The following is a 16,155-nucleotide window of genomic DNA, read 5'->3' on the forward strand; positions in this document are numbered from 1 at the left end:
AAAATAGTCCTATTCAATAAAAAGAAGCGACCGAACGTTCGGGATACTCCAATAGAGTTGGTACCAGGGAGAACTCATATGGCACACTCAACCGTAAGCGATTCGGAGCTGCTCAACCGGTCCGCAAAGGTATTTCGCACCTACGGCTTTGAAGGTACAAGCCTCAGCCGCCTGTCCCAGGCGACAGGACTCGAAAAAGCAAGCCTCTACCACCGTTTCCCCGGAGGCAAAGAACAGATCGCTCTGGCAGTCGCAGAGGGAACCTGCGCATGGTTGCAGCAGAACGTCTTCGAGCCCCTCAAAAATCCCGGAGATCCCCGCAAAAAACTCCGTGCCGTCGCAGAGCAGCTACGAATCTGCTATGCAGACGGCACCCTGCCGTGCGCCTTTGAAGTGCTCTCTCTCGCCGGTGGAACCACAGAGCTCACCGCAGCCCTCAAGGGAGCGCTCCAGGGCTGGCTCAAAGCCTTCACCGAGCTCGCCAAAGAGAGCGGCCTGCCCGCCTCCGAGGCACGTAAACGAGCCGAGCAGGCCATCATCCAGATCGAAGGCTCCCTCATCCTTGGCCGCGTCCTCGACGACACCAAAGCCTTCCACAGAGTTCTCGACGAGTTACCCGCACTCCTTATTCGCCACTAACTCGACCACTCACGAGGCGCTGCGCCCCAGCCGCCAGCCAGTAGCCCAAACAACAAAAAAAGCCCCGGCCATTGCCGGAGCTTCTTTGTTCAACAAACTCTCAAGAAACTAAACGCTGAAGCTCGATCCGCAACCGCAGGTGCTCTTCACTGCCGCATTTTCGAACTTGAACCCAGCGGCCTCGAGCGTCTCCACGTAATCCACCGTGCAGTTGCTCAGGTACATCGCCGAAGTCGCGTCCACAAACACCTTTAGATCCTCAAACTTATAGACCTTGTCCATCATTCCGCTCTGATTTTCGAACGACATGGAGTACTGGAAACCCGAACATCCACCACCAACCACACCGATCCGGAGTCCAGCAGGAACCGGAGTCTGGGTCGCCATAATCTCCCGAACCTTATTAATCGCGGCCGGGGTCAGCGTTACAGGCGTAGTCGAAGCAGGTGCTCCAACAACGACTTCAGGGGTTACGGTTGCAGTAGCCATCGGCAAATCTCCTTGTCTCATTCAGACATCTTTAAGTGTATGCGCCTGCCACCACCCCGGCAAGCCCTCATTCTAATACGATGCAGCCACACCCTCCTTCGATTCAGCCAGGTGCCGACAATATCCTGCTACCATTGCACTTGGGTCCCATCAAATCAACGTGAAGCTTCTCCTTTTCATCTCGAACGCCTTTATCAACACCATGGGCATCACCCAGCCCTCGCCAAAGGCGGCTATCCGCGCTGCCTGGTTCATCTTCATCATGTTGTCTGCCGTCCTCGCTACGGTCGTGACGATAGCTGTTCTGGCCCTTCGCTGGGCCTCTCATCACTAACATTCCAGCCCCGTTACAACTTAGCTCCCCCTCGAAAAACCCTGTCGAACCGACATCCCCAAAGCGTATGATTGCGGCGGACGGCCCTTCTACGAAAGACTAAACGTCGCACGAATCGGCCCCTGGACCGTCTAAATCAGTACGTCGGCCCTGTTTTTAGGGCGGAGGAACCGCTATGAGCGCTTTACCTGTTCTCCTAATAGTCTGGGCGGTGTTTTCAGCCTGTTTCCTCGCGCTTCTCGCCTACAAGGGACAACTGACCCGCTACGAAGAAGACCAACTCTTCCTCAGTGACGGCGTCCCGGCTCACTCGCAACAAATGCAGACCGAGATCGTCCGCAAAGTCACCAAAATTGCGCCGTTCGTCCGTGTCTTTGGTGTTGCCGCTGCCATCATGACCGCGGGAATCATCGGCATATTTACCTGGGACGCCTGGCAGCATCTGAGGTAATCCGGACCGCCATCGGCACCCGCCGAACCAAAGCCTTGGCAACCACCCACGCGGTCGGAACGACTCCACAGCGAAAAACTAAACACTCATTCGCACAAATCAAAGAGCCAGGGGCACACCCCCTGGCTCTTTTGCGATCCGGCACAACCTAAGCGTTATACGTCGAAGAAGAAACCTTCCCACCCCGTCCAGTCCAGTTGGTATGGAAGAACTCCCCTCGCGGCTTATCGACACGCTCGTACGTGTGCGCTCCAAAGAAATCCCTCTGAGCCTGCAGCAGGTTCGCCGGCAGCCGTTCCGTCCGATAGCCGTCATAAAAAGCCAGCGCGGTCGAAAACGCAGGCATCGGCACGCCAATCTCGATCGCGTGAATGATCGCCTTCCTCCACGACCACTGATATTTGTTCAACACACTCGAGAAGAACTTATCCATCAGCAGGTTCTGCAGCTTCGGATCCTTCTCGAACGCGGCCTTAATATCCCCAAGGAACACGCTGCGAATGATGCATCCGCCCCGCCACATCAACGCGATGCCGCCCATATTCAAATTCCACTTCTGCTCCTTCTCCACTGCACGCAGCAACATATACCCCTGCGCGTAGCTCACCATCTTCGAGCAATAAAGCGCCCGCCGCACATCTTCAATAAACTCCTTCTTCTCCGAGATCGTCAGCACCTTCTTCGGCCCCTCCAGCACCTTCGAAGCCGCAACCCGCTCCTCCTTCAGCGCCGACAGACACCGCGCAAACACGCTCTCCCCGATCAACGTGACCGGCATCCCCAGATCAAGCGCTGAAATCGCGGTCCACTTCCCCGTTCCCTTCTGCCCTGCCGTATCCAGAATCTTGTCGACCATCGGCTTCCCGTCATCATCTTTCTTCGCAAAGATCGCCGCCGAGATCTCAATCAAATAGCTATCGAGCTCGCCTTTATTCCACTCCGCAAACACATCATGAAACTCATCCGCCGACAGCCCCAGGCCATCCTTCAACAACTGGTAAGCCTCGCAGATCAGCTGAATATCGCCATACTCAATCCCGTTGTGCACCATCTTCACGTAGTGCCCCGCGCCATCTTCACCCACCCAATCGCAGCACGGAGTTCCATCCTGCACCTTCGCCGCAATCGCCTGAAAGATCTCCTTCACATGCGGCCACGCTGCAGGATTTCCCCCGGGCATAATCGACGGCCCAAACCTCGCGCCCTCTTCCCCACCCGATACTCCCGTGCCGACAAACAAAATCCCCTTCTCCGCCACCGCCTTCGTCCGCCGGTTCGTATCGGTAAACAGCGAGTTCCCACCATCGATCAAAATATCGCCCTTCGCCAGATGCGGCAGCACCTGCTCGATCGTCTGATCGACCACCTCGCCCGCCTTCACCATCAACATCACGCGGCGCGGCAGCTTCAGCGAAGCACACAGTTCTTCCATCGAGTGCGTCCCCACCACCTTGGTCCCCTTCGCCTCGTCGCGCAAAAACTCATCCACCTTTGAGGTCGTGCGATTGAACACGGCAACCGTATACCCATGGTCATTCATGTTGAGCACAAGGTTCTGGCCCATCACCGCTAACCCGATCAATCCGATATCGCAAGTTGCTTCTGCCATCTCACTCTCCTCAGCGACGCTGTAAGTGCGGCGCAAACAACATCTCGTCTCTCAAACCAACTCGCAGATGACCCAGTGACGAGTGCCTTTCTATCACACGCAAGCAACCTCACGATAGGCGCATCAAACCGCAACTCCGCACGAGCGGCATAAAAATCCTACCCACTCTCAAAACAGAAAGCCCCGGCAATCGCCAGGGCTCTGTAACAAAGTAATGCGCGGGAAGGAAGCTCTACTTCCCCCTCACCGCGATCACTTCTATCTCAACCAACGCCCACGGAGCCGCCAGCGCCGCTACTTGAACGGTACTCCGCGCAGGCTTGTTCGGTTGATCCTTCGTTCCGAAGAATTGCGTATATGCCGCCTGCAGCCCAGGAAAGTCCATCTTGTTTCCGTTCGCCGGATCGCCGCCCAGGAACACAGTCATTTTCACCACATCCTTCATATCCAAACCCTGCTCCTTTAGCAGCGCCTGGATCTTATTCAACGCGCTCGTGGCCTGCGTCTTCGTATCTCCATAAACCGCCGCCGTCCCCTTTGCCTCATCCGCAGGCGTCACCGGCGAAGCAAGCTGCCCACTCAAATAAAGCGTATCTCCAGCCCAAACCCCATTCGCAATGGGTAACTTCTCATTCGGCTGAAGATGCTTCACCACGACCTGCGCCTGCACTCCACACGCAACAGCCAACAGCGCTGCCGCCATCACACCGCATCGAATCTTCATCCATCGCTCCTATGCAGAAAAAGTTAGCTAAGCACAGCACCAGCAGCAACCCCGGCAAGCTTCGCCGATTTCACCTTGTCCGAGATCATTCCTACAGCGCGCCGCGCACTCAACGCCGCACCCTCCTGCCATCCCACAATGTGGCTCGCCGTATCTCCGGCAAAGTAGATCGGCCCATCCGGTTGGATGATCACGTCATAACCGCTCTTTCCACCGCCGTAGCTGCTAATCCACGAGCCTTCGTTCCACGGCACGCGGCTCCATCCGCAAAACACAGGATTCATCAGATCTTTCCCATGCCCCGGATGAATCTTTTCGATCGATGCCCGCGATGCCGCAAACTTCTCCTCCAGCGTCAGGTTGTAAAACGGCGTATTCAGCTCATCCGAATAACCCGACACCACCACTCCCGTCGGGTGCATCAGCCGCGACGACGGATACCAGATCGGACTCGGCCCCTCCATCAGATACGACAGCCCGCCATAGATGTTGTAGTCCTGCTCCCAGAACCGTCTGCTCTCCCACGCAATCTTGTACCCCCCGCCCATCGTGCTCTCATCCACTGCCTTTCTGTACGGTTTCGAAAGGTCATTCGGTATCTTCTTCAGCATCGAAAACGGCAGCGCCGTAATGCAGTACGCAGCCTCTATCTGTTTCGTCGCTCCGCCCTGCGTATACGACACGCGAACACCGTTCGACGTCTTTCGAATCTCCGTCACCGGCGAGTTGTACTGAACAATCGGCCCCAGCGACTTCGCAAACGCATACGGTATTCGGTCCATTCCACCCACCGGCTGCATCATCGTCGCCTGCCAGTCAAAATTCTCTTCGATAAACAGGTCATACCAGAAGTCTTCATCCAACAGCACACGCATATCCAGCGGCACCTCCGGTATTCCCTCCTGTGCCCCTGCGCCAGGCGTCGTTTTATATCCCGCCCGGTCGGATCCAACATATGCGCCCTTGTCGTCGAGCGGTCCGTAGTACTTCAGAAACGCCGTCATCCGCTCGCGGTCTTCTTTGCTCAACTCCGAGTCAAGCGCCCCCTGTGCAACACACTTCGATAGCAGCTCCGACACATGCCCGCGCGTATCGTTGATAGCCTTCCTCTGCAGCACTGGCTTGCCGCCATTCGCCCGGTCGTTCTGCAGAAGCGTGGAGCGCGACGTATTAATCTCCACCTCCAGCGGAACGCCGAGCTCCCTACAATACCCCAGCATCGTCAGGTGAATGCTCGGCAGCCGCGCCGGTCCAAGGTTTTGATAGTTCCCCTCTTCCCACTTAATCGCTTGCTTCGACCCATCGCAGAAACAAACCTCCACGCCGGCCCTGCCCGTCCAGTTGCGTCCACCCGGCCGTTCGCGCGCCTCCAGCACTGTCACGTCATACCCAAGCTTTCGCAGCTCATAGGCTGAAACCAGGCCACCGATCCCACCGCCGAGCACCACCACCTTCACGCCCTTGCCCACACCCGCCGCCGCCTGAATCTCCTCGGCCTGCACGCCCTTCATCGGCATCAGCCCCAGCGACTGCATCGTTGCAAACGCGGCACTATAGCCACCCACCTGCCCTACTCGCATCAAAAAATCACGCCGCGAAATTCCCATCACTCCACCTCTTTCTTCTGACGAATTAAAATCCCAATACGTCTGCAAAAGAACGAACATTCCGATACAACGGAAAAGAATGGAAGCTCCGCCAAAGACATTGCGGAAGCCGCATATCCTGAAGCACGGAACTGAAAAATCTGGTTTTTTGAAAGATGTGTTTACTCTATCGCAAAACTTCCTCGCCAGTCAGCAAATTTCACCAGCAGACGGATCGCTCCCTCTATCCACAGATCACAATCATGACGATCGTCATAAAATAAAATACGAACTTAGATCCCCGAGGTACGAACCAGATGAGAGTAAGCCGCGCCCAAGCCGCAGAGAATCGGGAGCGAATCCTTGAAGTCGCCGCCAGACTCTTTCGAGAGCGAGGAATCGACGGCATCGGCGTCGCCGATCTCATGAAGAGCGCAGGCCTCACCCATGGCGGCTTCTACGGCCACTTCAAGTCGAAAGAAGATCTCGTCGCCCAGGCCTGCGGACGCGCCGTTCAAAAGATGCGCGACAACTGGATCAAAGCAATCGAGCAGACCGGTGGCGATCCCATCCGTGCGCTCACGGGCACCTACCTCTCCGCCAAACATCGCGACAATGCCGGTCGAGGCTGCACCCTGGCCGCTCTGGGTTCAGAGATCGCCCGGCAAAGCACCGCCGTCCGCCACAACGTAACCGAGGAACTCAAGCCCTTCATCGATTACCTGTCCGAAATCGTTGAGGGCAACTCCGCCAGCATCCGCCGCGAGCGAGCCATCGCACTCCACGCAAGCCTCGTCGGCGCCATCGTCATCGCTCGCGCTGTGGACGACGACACCTTGGCCAATGAAACTCTTCGCGCCGTCACTAACGTCATCCGAAGCACCAGCACCCCACGCGCACCAAGAGGCAAGAAGGGAACCACCCCTCGGACTCCACGCGCGACAAAAGCATAGTCTGCTCAACCGCAGTTCCGCTTCAAAGACATCGGAATTCTGTCAAGCCCTCAGACCACGCATCTCTCTGCAAATAAGAGAGATCCGCGTGGCGTATTAGTTAGACGCCGACAGCTATACTGGAATAGAAGAACACCGAGACCCGGCAGACGGCCGGGTATCCTCATTTAAGCCAGATAACTCCTTTGATTAGACGAATTTGCCCGTAAGCCATTTAGAATGACGATTTTGCGCACCCATTGTTACCGCAAACACCTGAAAATAAGTGGCTTAGCCAAGGGTATCCCAGGGGGGGCACCCCCCCCAACCCCTGACAAATCAACGCGAGGCAACATATAAGATAGGAGCAATTGAGAGCGAGGTCACCATGGCTTCTTCCACCTTCCCGACTCCCTACGCTGATAAGCAAACCAGCACGCTGGTTGTGTCGAAGACTTGGAGTGTTCCCTGGTACATCTGGTGGGGCGCTCTCGCCGTCACCTCCGCCTCCATCGGCGGAGCCTGGGATGTCTCCTGGCATCGCTCCATAGGCCGCGACACCTTCTGGACACCCGCTCACATGGCCATCTATGCCTGTGGCGTTCTGGCCGCGATTATCTGCGGCTATCTCATGCTGGCCAACACCTTCGGGCGCTCCTCCTCGAGCCTCCGCGCCGCTTCGGTAAACGTTCTCGGCTTCCGCGCCCCGCTCGGAGCCTTCATCGCCGCCTGGGGTGGCATAGCAATGATCACCTCAGCCCCGTTCGACAACTGGTGGCACGCCGCTTACGGTCTCGACGTAAAAATTGTCAGCCCACCCCACACCCTGCTGATTCTAGGCATTCGCGGCGTCGGAGTCGGCGTACTCTTTCTCATCCTCGCCGCGATGAATCGCTGCGCAGTCGAAGGATCACAGCCCAACGAACACACCTTCAAGACGCTGCAGCGCCTCTTGCTCTACATCGGCGGTCTCTTCGTCACGGGCCAGATGTTCTTCCTGATCGAGTACACCTGGGACGTTCAGCTGCACTCAGCCTCCGCCTACATCGCAATGGGAATCGGTCTGCCGGTAGTCTTCGCCATGCTCTCCCAAGCCTCGCGGTACAAGTGGGCCGCCACCTCAGCCGCGATGGTCTACATGTTCTTCGCCATCGCGGAGATTCTCATTCTTCCTCTCTTCCCCGCGCAGCCGAAGCTCGGCCCCGTCTTCTATCCCGTCACCCACATGGTCCCGGCGAAGTTCCCCGTCCTCATCTTCGCTCCCGCGCTCGCACTCGATCTCCTCTGGCAGCGAACCCGTAGCTGGAAACCATGGATGGTAGCTCTAGCCTCCGGCTTCCTCTTCATGGCGGTCTTGTTCCTCGTCGAGTGGCCATTCGCAAGCTTCCTGCTCTCCAAAGCATCCGAGAATCGCTTCTTCGGCACCATCTACTTCGATTACAACTCACGTCCCGACGGCTACGATCGCCTGCGTCTCTTCTTCAACCCCGACCAAGGCACCGTACTGTTTGGTGGGCTGCTGCGTGCGGCAATCTACGGCTCCATCGGAACCTGGATCGGCCTGAGCTTCGGACGCTGGATGCGGAGCGTGCAACGGTGAAGTCTTCGTCCAAGCCAATTAGCGTCCTCCTGCTCCTCTTGCTCTGCGCCTTCATCGCTACTCCGCGAGCCCATGCACACGTAGGAAGCAAGGATGTCTTCGAGCAGGTCGATGCAGGCCCCTACAAACTCTTCGTCACCATTCGCACACCAACCGTCATTCCAGGTGTTGCAACGGTAGAAGTACGTTCAAGCGGCGCGACCGTCAAGAACATCCACATCACGCCCCTTCCCATCACAGGCGAAGCGTCGAAGCATCCTCCCACGTCCGATCCAATGACCAACTCCACCGCCGACCCGGCATTCTTCACCGGCAGCATCTGGATGATGGCTTCCGGCTCCTGGCAGGTCCGCTTCGAGATCGCAGGAGACGCCGGCGATCAAGCCGTCTCGGTTCCAGTACCCGCTGTCGCTCTCTCGACGCTGAAGATGCAACACGGCCTCGGCATCACGCTCGGGATCCTTGGTCTCTTCCTGGTTGTCAGCATGGCCGGTATCGTCGCAGCGGCAGTCCGTGACGCTCGCCTGGAACCAGGCGCCATTCCGTCTCCAAACCGCAGACGCAGAACCATTCTCGCTACTGCAGGCAGCCTCGTGAGCATGGCTCTCCTGCTCTGGGGAGGCGCGGCCTGGTGGAACGTCGAGGCAGCCAGCTACGCGCTCGATGTCTATCATCCCATGTCAGTGATGCCGTCACTCTCAGGCAATCTCCTCGATCTCAACGTGCAGTCTTACGACGGAGGCAAGGAGCGAACCTTCCGCTCCAACAAGGACTTCCTTCCCGACCATGGACATCTGATGCATCTCTACGCCATTCGAGAGCCGGAGATGGATGCGGTCTTCCATCTGCATCCTGCACTCGCCTCCGCAGGAGACTTCCGTATCTCGCTGCCCACGATGCCAGCCGGCACCTACAAGCTCTACGGCGATATCGTTCACGCGAACGGCTTCCCCGAAACACTCGTCTCGACCATCACCGTTCCAGCCGATATGCCAGGCGGACCGCTCGGCGCAGACGACGCAAGCGGATCTCCGCCGCCGCTCAGCCAGAGCCCACTCGGCAATTCATACAAACTGCCCGATGAATACGTTATGGTTTGGGATCGTCCCTCTGCCGTCAGCGCGAACACCGCGTACGCCTTCCGTTTTCATCTACTTGATGCAAACGGAAAGCCCGCAACGGACGTACAGCCCTACATGGGCATGGCTGGTCATGCTGCATTCGTCAAGACAGACGGTACCGTCTTTGCTCATACTCATCCCGAGGGTTCAGCGGCGATGGCTGCACTCATGCTCGCCAACGATAACACCGCTAGCCACGCGAGCAACCACGAGCCGATGAATGGCGCTATGGGCATGGATATGACTGCTCATAACGAACCGCTCTCAAACACGGTCGAGTTCCCATACGGATTTCCGTCCTCAGGCCCTTACCGAATCTTCGTCCAGATGAAACATGGAACGACGATCGAGACCGGAGTCTTCGACGTCGTCGTCCCATAATCACGCGCTGAGCGATTCCCGAGAACGGTTAGAAGTTCAAGCGTAATTGGAACTCCGTAGTCCGCGGTCCACCTATATCCGATGTACCCGAACCGCGCTGGACACGATTCAGATCGTGGTCTGCGAAGCCGTTCGGACCGTTCAGCAAACCACTCAGTGCGCCGCCCTGTGCAGTCGTCGTATTTGCCAACGTACCGTCGATGTAGTCTCTAAAGTTCGAGAAGTTGCCAATGTTATAAAACGCGATCCCAGGCACCAACGACATTCCCTCCCGCACACGACTTAGACGAATCGGATACGAGACACTCACATCAAGGTTGCGATAATAGACGTTTTCTGGACCGTTCGCTTCCGGTACTTGAGAAATCGGCTGCTGGGTTCCAGATAGAGCTGACAGCTGTCCCGGAGTAAAGAGCCCGGCCGTAATCAGCGCCTGACCCGCAGGAGTAAACTGACCGGCCTGGGTTGCGTTGTACTGAGAGATCAACTTGTTAAGATTATTTCCTTTGTACTGATGCATGAATGCTCCAGGCTGCGTCCCTGGCACGATGTCGCCGATCGTTCCATCGCCAGTCACATCGGACTGGAAGATGCCACCAACAGCACTACCGCTGGTTCCTCCGTTGTCTAGGTATAAATTAGTCGCCGCCGGGGAGAAGAAGTGACCGATGATACCGATCTGCGGGCCATACTTCAACGTCGCCGATCCGCCGAATGAGATCTCGTGAGTGTGGTCCAGCCCACTTCGACCGATGTATGCAGTCGGATTGTCATAGTCGTAAGACGGCGAGGAGAAGAACTGATCCCCTACACCCGTATTCCCGTTGTTTGTCGCCGGGTTTGCCGTAGATACCGCACGCGAAAAAGAATACGAGATCTGAAGATTGGAACTCATCACGCCAGGAACCGGATGTGCTTTCTGCTCTCGGAAGACCACCTGCAGCGCATCGTAACCTGATCTACCGGCAGGAAATAGAAAGAGCCCCTGCCCCAAATTTGGATTGAAGCCTGGGAACGCCGCTCCAGTAGCCACCGTCAGACCGTTGTACGACGCAGGGTTGCTATTGAGAAAGGTATTTCCCGAGTCAAGACCGCTCGTTGCAAAGTCAGCGATCTGCGCTCCTGCTGCGATTGCGCAGGTGATCGCTGCGGAACTATATCCGCCGGCGCAGTGGAAAGAGCTAGTGGTTGTAGCAATCGCGTTCTGGGCTGCTGCGGTGTTCAGAGTGCGTGCCGCGCCTACGCGGTTTACATCAATCTGCTGAGCAATCTTTAGAGTTGAATTGTGCACGTAGTCAACCGATAGAATGCCGCCCTTGAAGATTTCGCGCTGTATCCCACCGTTGTACTGCTCCGAGTACGGGGTCCGATAAGGGGCCGCATACGCACCAACTATCGTCAGGGTATTCCCAACATACTGGCCGTTGCTGGCGGGACCGACCGATTTCGTCACCTGCTGAAACAGATTTTGAAGATTAATGAAATGCTGACCTGCCTGACTCAACGGCTCAGTACAGATGTTGGCAATGGAAACGCCACCATCGCTAGTGACCACAGATCCGTCCGGCAATGTCAACGAATTCGTTCCACCGCAGACACTGTGGTTTGTGTCGTTGAATAGCCCCGTTTTGATCAGAGCCTGACGTGAGTTGGTAGTGTTGTTGAATACATCACCCTCATAAAAGATTCCGAAGGCCGCGCGTACAACGGTCTTATGATCACCAGGACTGAAAGCGAACCCAAGCTGAGGACCGAAGTTTGCGTAGGGCTGGTGAATCTTCTTCCCCAGTCCAGGCTGAAACTGATCGAAGAGTGGCGCACTACCGGAGCAAGGAGCAGGCGTCAGCGTCACATCGGAGCAGAGAGGAGTCGGTAGATCCTGGTTGGCCCGATCCGTATCGACACTCCATCGGACACCGGCTGTAAGCGTGAAGCTCGGAGTAATCTTCCAGTTGTCGGAGACGTAAGCACCTTCGCGCCAATCTTGGACCCCGCCGCCTGGTAGATCAAAGCCGGGGTTCTCCGTGAAAAAGCCCTGGCCGTTACCGAACAACACAGTGGCCGCATAGTATCCATTCAATGGATCTGAGGGGCACGGACCTGGAGTTCCGCTTCCGCAATTAGCAAGTTCGGTAGACGCCGTGAGCGATGCTCGAGGAGCCAAGCCAAGGAAACTCGCGAAGCCTCCGCCAAGAATACGATTGAGACTATATCCATAACGAATCAGATGTGAGCTCTTCGTCCAGCTTCCGTCATAGCGAAACTGCTTATCCGACTGGAAAGTCTGCTGAGGCGAATCAATATTTGGTCCCGAGAAAAGCCCGGCTGTCTTAAGGCGGAAATTCAATCCAGGGAATCCGTTATAGACACTGCTGTTTCCCGTCGTACCGTCAATGAGGAGATTGTGAAACTTCTCGTAGCTGCCTCGGAAAGAATGAGTGAAGTGCCCCGTCGTGAAGTCAGCTCCGCCGGCAAGACCTGGCGTGTTATCGCGGTTGTTGTATATCTCGTAGCCGGCACCGAAGTTGGAGCTGGAACTGTTTACGTCGTAGTTAGCACGAGCGAAGAAGTGCACGCCCTTCGGTGCGTCGTAATCCAGACGAGCCGTCGAGTAGGTTTCCCTGTATGGAGAAGGAATAGTTGGGAAGGCTGCTTGAATTGTGGAGAACAGAGGAGCCATTGTGATAGAAACCGGGGACTCCTGTTTGATGCGTTCGGCGTTTGCGAAGAAGAATAGCTTGTTCTTGATGATGGGTCCGCCAATACTCCCACCGAACTGGTTCCGTTGGAACGGTGTGTCGATACCACCTGCCGTTCTTGCAAAAAGCGCGCTGTGATCCTGAAAGTTATAGAAAGCCTGACCATGAAATCCGTTGGTTCCGGAGTTCGTGGACACCAAAACCTGACCGGTAGAAGTTACCTCGCCTGAAACGTCCTGTGTCGAGCGGTTCAATTGGAAGTCACCGATCGCGCCTTGCGACACATTAAAGATGGTTGTCCCTACGTTCTCGTCAGTGATGTCCTGGCCGTCAAGAAGAATGCGTGTCGTGCGGCCGGAAACACCGCTTGTCGAAATCGCAGAGTAGCCAGCTTTCGTTGGATCGAACGATTCCCCGCTCTGAAGGATTACCCCTGGTTCGATCTGGGCAAGATCGAGAAAGTTGCGGCCGTTAACCGGCAATGAATCGATCTGATCCTTCGTAATAACGTCGCTGACACCAGCCTGATCGGTATTGATCTGAAGTGCGCCTGCGTTTACCTCGACAGTCTCGCTTGAGGAACCGACGATTAGTTTGAAATTTCCGCTGGTTGCTGTACCAGTGCGAACAACAGTCTTCACCGTAAGCTTCTGAAATCCTGCAGCGTCCACAGTCACCGTGTAAGGCCCAGGAGTCAATGGCCCGATGCTATAGAAACCGCTGCCATCGGTCTTCAAGGTCTTTGAAGAGTTGGTGTCATTTCCAATGATTATGACCACGGCATCGGGCACGATTGCTCCCGTATTGTCTGTGATCGTGCCTTGGATTGATCCCCCGTTGACTGAGATCGCCTGCCCTTGTCCGATCACCGCAGTCACGAAAAAGAGTGCTATCACCCTTAATAGAGTCTTCATGGTTTGTCTCCTGTGCCTCGCAAAGTCATCAATGCGACATCGCGATGCATGATCGCGAGTCGACAACTATATTTCAGGTCGACCTTCGCCAATCGAATTGCAATTGACGCGGTCGTTTTAGTTAGGCATGGGTTCCACCAGATCCATTCGTGAATGAGTGTGGTAAGCGGCCAAAGTTGGTCGCACCTTACCCGTCGCTTCACGCACTGAGGAGTTCCGATCCGAGATGGAACAGATTGGAATCACGCCTGGGTTTTATTTATCCGACGTTCAACGCTGTGAGGGTGGAACTTGTTCTAACGCGCTGACAATATAGATGGTTGAATCTTCCGAAGAACAGCGGACCATTCAAAATCTTCCCTTCGGTCTTGGGAGACTTGACGAGACAGGCTCGCATCGAAAGTTGGGAAATCCAAACTCGCAACACCCTGTTAGCCACAAACTACTCGAAATAATCTAATCGTTACTTCGTAGAATTGACTTTAGGGGAAAGAGTATGGGACTGCTATGGCCACTTCTAAAAAATTTTGCATAGCCACTCTTTACTGTCTTAAGTTTAAAAGCGATGCATGGATCCTGCGAAGCCCTTTTGCCCGAAAGTAGCGTTCGAACCCAGTCCCTGGCCTTCCCAAATAGCCTCCAATTATTCGGGCACAATGGGGCCATCGTACCGTACCTCCAGTAAAGTGCAGTCGTCCTCAGCTGGGTTTGGAGCTCGAAAGTTTTCAACATGTTCGAGAATCGAATCCACATCCTCAAAATGAGAAACAGCTATCAGTCCCGAATCGCCGAATTGTTCGCCGAACCTATTCTCTGCCTCAGTAATTCCGTCGGTAGCCAGAAGAAGACGTTCCCCTGGACGCAAAGCGACGTGACCGGAGATGTAATTCGCGTCTGCGATGAGCCCAACAACAAGACTGCTTGTTTCCAAACGCCGCACTTCCCCACCAAGAATTGCAACAGGCTGGATCGTGCCGCAGTTCAGGTATTCGACCGAGCCGTCCGGAAACAACCTAACCAAAATCATCGTTGCGTATTTGCCAGTTTTGCGGCTGCACAGAAACTGGTTCACCAGAGATGCTATCTCAGGAAGAGTGAAGCCCGCGAGCAGTTGAGAGTGAATAATTCCTTGCATCGTAGCCGCCACGATGGCGGCAGAAACTCCTTTGCCAGATACATCTGCAACGACAGCGCAAATGCTGTCGCTAAGAGCGACAGCGTCATAGAAATCTCCCCCGATGGCAAGACAAGGGACGCTCTTTGCCCGCAGCGTCGCATACGGGATGCTTGGCAACGCAATAGACATGAGCTCACTATGGATCTTGGCTGCCACGGCAAGCTCTTCCCGTGCCTGCCGCGCATTTGATTCCGCCTCTACAAGTAGAGCATTATGCAAGAGTGCTGACGCCTCTGTTGCCAGAGTGTCGAGCAAGTGGTGGTCAATCTCACTCAGTTCTCCGAGCCTGATTCGGCTGTCGAGATACAGCAAACCAAGCAACTGGGCAGGTTCTTCCTCTGAGGCTCGGGTTCTCAATGGAATGCTGTAAATGCTGCGTATTTTATTAGTCATTATGCTCGACCATTCCGATGCTTCTTTATCGGCCAATGTGTCGCTGATCGAGAACTTCGACTCACTCTCGATTGCTATTTCCATAGCCCTACGTGAGACAGTCGAATCTTCCTCCACCGCGTTTCCGTGGACGTCAAGCCCCTGCGCCAAGTGCAGCCCCCCCACCTCCTGAAGAAAGACAAACCCTCGTTCCAGTCCCGTAAGCTGCAATGCCAAATGGAGAAACGCGCCGAGAATGTCTCCAATCGCGCCTCCCTCGTTGAGTTGCCTCGCCGCGCGTAAGAGCCAGTTCAACTTGTCCATTTCACGGACAGCTGGGCGCAGTTCGTCAGGGAAGGCTTTTAGTTCGCTAAGCGAAGAAAGCAGATGAACGGCTGAGGACCGTGAAGTGGAGGTGGTTTTACCATCTTCTCGAAGGTGAAACCTCAAATGTGGCCCTTTGAGGGAACCCATCTGAAGTACGTCCCCAAACCGCAGCATTGACTTCTCAACGCGTACCGAATTCACAAATGTTCCGTGCGTGCTGTTCCGATCAACGACGGTATAGTCATTGCCGTCTTGGACTACTAACGCGTGCCGACGTGAAACCCAGGGATCGTCGAGCACGATGTCTTCAGACGGCGAACGGCCAATAGACGTTGAATTGCGATTGAGAGAAAAACTGTGATGTCCCTTGGCGTCGGAGTAACTAAGCACGACATTGCGCATAATCGAACGATTCCTGTTAGCGAAGGTAGACTCGATTTTGAACAGATACGCTTCAACGAAATGCTGCGAGTTTGCCCTCGGGAGGGACGTCCCCCCACGCTTCGCTCAATCTATCGAGTTAGTCTCTATTGCACTAACCTGGTTGATTCAGAATACCGAATCACGGCTATGATACATCGCTGAAACAAAACGCGTAGCACTTCTACCGTCAATCCTCACCTCGCACCTTGATGAGGCCTGCCACTGCTCTTTTGCAAAGATCAGTACTTGATCACAAGTAATTGTCATAATAGGGCTTAGTTTGACCGGAACGGCACAAAGGCAAGAACTCCCCCTGGACCATCGGATCAAGCAAAAAACGAGCAGAGCGAAATAGCCTATTCTTCATAGATGACAGT

General features: G+C 55.3%; 12 protein-coding genes. 6 read left to right on the forward strand and 6 right to left on the reverse strand.

Features of this window, described 5'->3' with window-relative positions; all coding sequences use genetic code 11:
* The first annotated feature begins 78 nt into the window (after window positions 1-78).
* Window positions 79-639, forward strand: coding sequence for a TetR/AcrR family transcriptional regulator (locus RBB77_RS18860; protein ID WP_353063274.1), 561 nt, complete (start codon window positions 79-81; stop codon window positions 637-639).
* A gap of 108 nt (window positions 640-747) precedes the next feature.
* On the opposite strand, the gene RBB77_RS18865 is transcribed toward RBB77_RS18860, so the two are convergent.
* Window positions 748-1,128 carry a HesB/IscA family protein gene (locus RBB77_RS18865; RefSeq protein ID WP_353063275.1) on the reverse strand — a complete coding sequence of 127 codons (381 nt, stop codon included), beginning with the start codon at window positions 1,126-1,128 and terminating at the stop codon, window positions 748-750.
* Between the two features lie 160 nt (window positions 1,129-1,288).
* Here RBB77_RS18865 and RBB77_RS18870 point away from each other — a divergent pair, with 160 nt between their 5' ends.
* Window positions 1,289-1,462, forward strand: a complete 174-nt coding sequence (locus RBB77_RS18870; protein ID WP_353063276.1) for a hypothetical protein — start codon at window positions 1,289-1,291, stop codon at window positions 1,460-1,462.
* 175 nt (window positions 1,463-1,637) lie between these two features.
* Complete coding sequence (locus tag RBB77_RS18875; RefSeq protein WP_353063277.1) at window positions 1,638-1,913, forward strand: hypothetical protein; 276 nt, start codon at window positions 1,638-1,640, stop codon at window positions 1,911-1,913.
* A 148-nt stretch (window positions 1,914-2,061) separates the two neighbouring features.
* Here the strand turns inward: RBB77_RS18875 and gnd are convergent, their stop codons facing one another.
* The 3 genes from gnd to RBB77_RS18890 all read right to left on the reverse strand — a co-directional run bounded on the left by gnd (window position 2,062) and on the right by RBB77_RS18890 (window position 5,853).
* Window positions 2,062-3,522, reverse strand: a complete 1,461-nt coding sequence (gnd, locus tag RBB77_RS18880; RefSeq protein ID WP_353063278.1) for a decarboxylating NADP(+)-dependent phosphogluconate dehydrogenase — start codon at window positions 3,520-3,522, stop codon at window positions 2,062-2,064.
* Between the two features lie 232 nt (window positions 3,523-3,754).
* Window positions 3,755-4,246 carry a RidA family protein gene (locus RBB77_RS18885; RefSeq protein WP_353063279.1) on the reverse strand — a complete coding sequence of 164 codons (492 nt, stop codon included), beginning with the start codon at window positions 4,244-4,246 and terminating at the stop codon, window positions 3,755-3,757.
* A 23-nt stretch (window positions 4,247-4,269) separates the two neighbouring features.
* Window positions 4,270-5,853, reverse strand: coding sequence for a flavin monoamine oxidase family protein (locus RBB77_RS18890; protein ID WP_353063280.1), 1,584 nt, complete (start codon window positions 5,851-5,853; stop codon window positions 4,270-4,272).
* A 296-nt stretch (window positions 5,854-6,149) separates the two neighbouring features.
* On the opposite strand from RBB77_RS18890, the gene RBB77_RS18895 reads away from it, so the two are divergent.
* From RBB77_RS18895 to RBB77_RS18905, 3 genes are all read left to right on the forward strand, one after another.
* Window positions 6,150-6,785: a TetR/AcrR family transcriptional regulator gene (locus RBB77_RS18895; protein ID WP_353063281.1), complete on the forward strand. Its 636-nt coding sequence runs from the start codon at window positions 6,150-6,152 to the stop codon at window positions 6,783-6,785.
* A 367-nt stretch (window positions 6,786-7,152) separates the two neighbouring features.
* The gene (locus RBB77_RS18900) at window positions 7,153-8,364 is read left to right on the forward strand and encodes a hypothetical protein (RefSeq protein ID WP_353063282.1); all 1,212 of its coding nucleotides are present in this window, start codon (window positions 7,153-7,155) and stop codon (window positions 8,362-8,364) included.
* Window positions 8,361-9,866, forward strand: a complete 1,506-nt coding sequence (locus tag RBB77_RS18905; protein WP_353063283.1) for a hypothetical protein — start codon at window positions 8,361-8,363, stop codon at window positions 9,864-9,866. The genes RBB77_RS18900 and RBB77_RS18905 overlap by 4 nt, the downstream gene beginning before the upstream one ends.
* Window positions 9,867-9,894: 28 nt before the next feature.
* Here RBB77_RS18905 and RBB77_RS18910 read toward each other — a convergent pair whose 3' ends face one another.
* Window positions 9,895-13,479, reverse strand: coding sequence for a TonB-dependent receptor (locus tag RBB77_RS18910; RefSeq protein ID WP_353063284.1), 3,585 nt, complete (start codon window positions 13,477-13,479; stop codon window positions 9,895-9,897).
* Between the two features lie 643 nt (window positions 13,480-14,122).
* Window positions 14,123-15,757 carry a SpoIIE family protein phosphatase gene (locus RBB77_RS18915; RefSeq protein ID WP_353063285.1) on the reverse strand — a complete coding sequence of 545 codons (1,635 nt, stop codon included), beginning with the start codon at window positions 15,755-15,757 and terminating at the stop codon, window positions 14,123-14,125.
* Between the last annotated feature and the right edge of the window lie 398 nt (window positions 15,758-16,155).

Source organism: Tunturibacter psychrotolerans, from assembly GCF_040359615.1.
Lineage (GTDB): Bacteria > Acidobacteriota > Terriglobia > Terriglobales > Acidobacteriaceae > Edaphobacter > Edaphobacter psychrotolerans.

Bases quoted from the DNA above. Each gene is read 5' to 3' on its own strand.
- RBB77_RS18860 (WP_353063274.1), top strand. From the start codon at position 79: ATGGCACACTCAACCGTAAGCGATTCGGAGCTGCTCAACCGGTCCGCA.
- RBB77_RS18865 (WP_353063275.1), bottom strand. From the start codon at position 1,128: ATGGCTACTGCAACCGTAACCCCTGAAGTCGTTGTTGGAGCACCTGCT.
- RBB77_RS18875 (WP_353063277.1), top strand. From the start codon at position 1,638: ATGAGCGCTTTACCTGTTCTCCTAATAGTCTGGGCGGTGTTTTCAGCC.
- gnd (WP_353063278.1), bottom strand. From the start codon at position 3,522: ATGGCAGAAGCAACTTGCGATATCGGATTGATCGGGTTAGCGGTGATG.
- RBB77_RS18885 (WP_353063279.1), bottom strand. From the start codon at position 4,246: ATGAAGATTCGATGCGGTGTGATGGCGGCAGCGCTGTTGGCTGTTGCG.
- RBB77_RS18890 (WP_353063280.1), bottom strand. From the start codon at position 5,853: ATGGGAATTTCGCGGCGTGATTTTTTGATGCGAGTAGGGCAGGTGGGT.
- RBB77_RS18895 (WP_353063281.1), top strand. From the start codon at position 6,150: ATGAGAGTAAGCCGCGCCCAAGCCGCAGAGAATCGGGAGCGAATCCTT.
- RBB77_RS18900 (WP_353063282.1), top strand. From the start codon at position 7,153: ATGGCTTCTTCCACCTTCCCGACTCCCTACGCTGATAAGCAAACCAGC.
- RBB77_RS18910 (WP_353063284.1), bottom strand. From the start codon at position 13,479: ATGAAGACTCTATTAAGGGTGATAGCACTCTTTTTCGTGACTGCGGTG.
- RBB77_RS18915 (WP_353063285.1), bottom strand. From the start codon at position 15,757: ATGCGCAATGTCGTGCTTAGTTACTCCGACGCCAAGGGACATCACAGT.